The organism is Legionella tunisiensis (assembly GCF_000308315.1).
Classification (GTDB): domain Bacteria; phylum Pseudomonadota; class Gammaproteobacteria; order Legionellales; family Legionellaceae; genus Tatlockia; species Tatlockia tunisiensis.
In genome coordinates this window covers 1-3,084 of the sequence record NZ_CALJ01000337.1, presented here as the reverse complement: position 1 = coordinate 3,084, position 3,084 = coordinate 1, and the positions used below count along the sequence as shown (strand labels likewise).

The window sequence follows — 3,084 nt, the reverse complement described above, 5'->3', positions numbered from 1 at the left end:
TTTTCAACGCAAAGACGCGAAGAACCCGAATGCGCATAGCACCGCTAATGCAAAACGCCAATCTCTGCGTTACGGAAATTACGTCAATCCGCTTTGTAATATACTATCCACTGGCTCTTTCTCCTCAAACGATGGCTGCGGTTGGGCAAAAAGTTAAACCCTAAGCGGGCTAACTGGTATTGGTCACACACCTCTTGTTGCACGGCCGTAGGCATGGTACCGACTGCCCCATAAACCTTAACATTACCCCCTGGCTTATGATCACTGGGATAGGTTTTAACCGTCGCTATCGCCGCTTTTAAGTCTTTAATAAAACCATCAGCAAGATTCGGCACCAAGGTATGCACTTGAGTTAAGCAAAGATGAAAGCCATACGGATTTTGTAGAAAGTTTAATTTCCAGCCGCGTTTATCTAGCTCGTCGGCAATCTTGTGTGCGCTTAATGTTGCACTTTTTAAACCGACAACTGACCACTTAGGCGTACCAAATAGCTCGATATCCTCAAGCTCTTCCAGCTTGTAACAAATTTCTTGGCGCAGCGCAATGATGGCTTCGGCAATTTCTTGATAACCTTGGCAACCATAATAGGCTAGTGTGGCATAGACTTCAGCAACCCGCGCACCAGACGTAGAGCCATCTAAAGTGCCCGCTGTAGCATATAAGCCCCCCGGCCAATTAAGTGCTGCATAGACCGAAAGCGCTGGAGAATCTTCACTAAATAAACAGACCGAAGTACCTTTTGGGCATAAGCCATATTTATGAAGATCAGCAGAGATTGAAGTCACCCCAGGCACTCGAAAGTCCATTGGGTTATCCGAGGTATCTAAAAAGGCGGTTAAAAAGCCGCCAAGGCAAGCATCGACATGCAAAGGAATACCTTTACGTTTCGCCAAAGCACCAAGTTCTTTAATCGGCTCTTCTATCCCATTCATAAACGACGGCGCAGAGCCCACCATCACGGCCGTATTTCCCGATAAATACTTCGCCATCGTTTTTGGCTCAACTGCTCCAGTTTTAGGATTCACCGGCACTACGACCAAGGTCGCCCCAGTCAATTTGGCCGCTTTATCAAACGCAGCATGGCGCGTTTCAGGCACCACGATTTCAGGGTGCTCTATCCCTCTTGCTCTGGCATCCATCACATAAGCAGCCATCGCCTCAATAATGCTACTAGTACCACCATGGGTTAGCAGCCCATAGCCATTATCCGAACCATGAAATAAGCGCTGGCACCACCGGATAATTTCCGCTTGCATTGCATTAATGCGTGGCCACTTAGCATGCATCGGATTGGTTAATTCAGTTTTACCATAGATTTCTTTTCGCAGCTCATTAAGCTCCTTTGGAGGAACAGCATATAGCGCGCCAGAATCTTTACCATCCCCAGCTTTGACCACCGCCTGTATATCATCATGGTGCTCATCGATAACAGCAAAGGGATAGAGGCAGTCATCCAAAGAAATACCAAACTCGCCTAAAATTTCCTCGGGCGATAAGCCCTCTTGAGGCATTTCATCGCGTAAGCTCATCTCCGCACGTGCCTGGGTGAGCTTCTCGCGAGTTGATTGCAAGTTTTTATCAAGTTCCTCATCAACGATTTGTCGGATATACCCCTTTACTAAAGGGAGTTTAATCGCATTATCATAGGCAACATCTATTACTCGCTGCTTATAACTTTTGCTATGCCGTGCCCGGATGCTTCGAGCAATAGTTGGATTATTCCATTGGTTATAAAGAAAATACGCTGCTGCTGTAGCGAGGATAATCTGCGACGCCGGTGTATCAGCTAAAGCCTCATCGACAGAGCTAACTGCAGAAGACAATAAATCATAAAAAATCCAAACATCCCGGTCTCCTTGATAGGTGGCTTATTCTAAATATTATATAGCATGCTTATTTTGCTCTAAAAATGAAATGATTTTTTTAATCCTTGTTGAAGAGTGCTTAAATATTCATCAGCAGTTTTCGGTGGGTTTCTAAGGCTAACTCTTGTTTTCTTGACAGTGTCTAAGAATCTATTCTCATTTAAATCCGTGAGGTGCATCAAAAAATCGTCAGGATGCTGGGCCTCAATATTATACTTATTAAGCTCTTCCTCGAGAAAATCTTTTAGATTGAATGTCACTAAAACATTACAATTTGAAACAATTGCAGCAGCTAAAACATGATTATCATTAGGATCCGGTAAATTTAGTGCCTTTTCGATGTCTTCGAAGTTCTCTACCAAACTATCCAATACATGCATATTCATCAAATCACGTGTTCTTTCTAAATCTTGTCTTTTTAAGTCTTCTCTGTTCCGTAATAGATTATTTATCCATTCTTCATGAATTCTATTGGACCATTTTGCCCGAAATAATTCAGACATTGCCAGTCGCATTAAAAGATCTCGTAGTGGTGCAGGGTAAAGTACGCAAGCATCATACAAGACAGCAAAATTGACCATTCTTTAATATCCCATATCAAGAGATTGTGCCTGATCCACTAATTCTTGAAGGGCTTTCTCACGTTCACTTATCATTCTCTCTTTAAATGCCATGACATTTCTTGCAAGTACACGACGTCGATTTCCTACTCTTTGAAATGGTATTGCGCCTTCTTCTAATAATTTCACAAAGAAAGGCCTCGATACATTCAGCATATCTGCTCCTTCTTGGGTAGTTAAATGAGCATGCTTAGGAATGAGAGTAATAGCATTACCTTCCGCCATTTCACTTAGAATGGCTATTACTAATTTAACTGCAGAAGCAGGGATTTCAACATGCTCGCCATTAAGATCTAAAAAAGCAGATGTTCTGGTTTTACATTTTATTCTTCTAATACGTTTAAAAGATTGTTTTGCAATCCCTCGATCTTGTTCACTAGGATTTTTAATTTCGATTGCTAAGCTGCCCATAAGATATACTCGTCTAAGGTGAGACTATAACATGATTATAGCAAGCAATCGAAATATTTGAAATATTCGAAATGTTCGAAATTGGGGGGGCTACAATAGTATGATCCCATGCCATACTTTCGGACACTCGGTTAAGTTAGTAAAATCACTAACCGAGGTAATGTATGACAGCAAAAAGAACACGTAAG

General features: G+C 42.2%; 3 protein-coding genes. All 3 read right to left on the bottom strand.

Translation table 11 applies throughout. From position 1 onward, the window contains the following. Nucleotides 1-83: 83 nt before the first annotated feature. Nucleotides 84-1,823, bottom strand: a complete 1,740-nt coding sequence (locus BN58_RS27765) for a pyridoxal phosphate-dependent decarboxylase family protein (protein WP_019218452.1) — start codon at nt 1,821-1,823, stop codon at nt 84-86. A gap of 80 nt (nt 1,824-1,903) precedes the next feature. After that, nucleotides 1,904-2,446: a PIN domain-containing protein gene (locus BN58_RS20530; protein WP_019218451.1), complete on the bottom strand. Its 543-nt coding sequence runs from the start codon at nt 2,444-2,446 to the stop codon at nt 1,904-1,906. Nucleotides 2,447-2,449: 3 nt separating this feature from the next. Then, nucleotides 2,450-2,896 (bottom strand): excisionase family DNA-binding protein, encoded by a 447-nt coding sequence (locus tag BN58_RS20525; RefSeq protein ID WP_019218450.1) that lies wholly within the window; start codon nt 2,894-2,896, stop codon nt 2,450-2,452. Nucleotides 2,897-3,084 lie beyond the last annotated feature (188 nt).

Bases quoted from the DNA above. Each gene is read 5' to 3' on its own strand.
- BN58_RS20530 (WP_019218451.1), bottom strand. From the start codon at position 2,446: ATGGTCAATTTTGCTGTCTTGTATGATGCTTGCGTACTTTACCCTGCA.
- BN58_RS20525 (WP_019218450.1), bottom strand. From the start codon at position 2,896: ATGGGCAGCTTAGCAATCGAAATTAAAAATCCTAGTGAACAAGATCGA.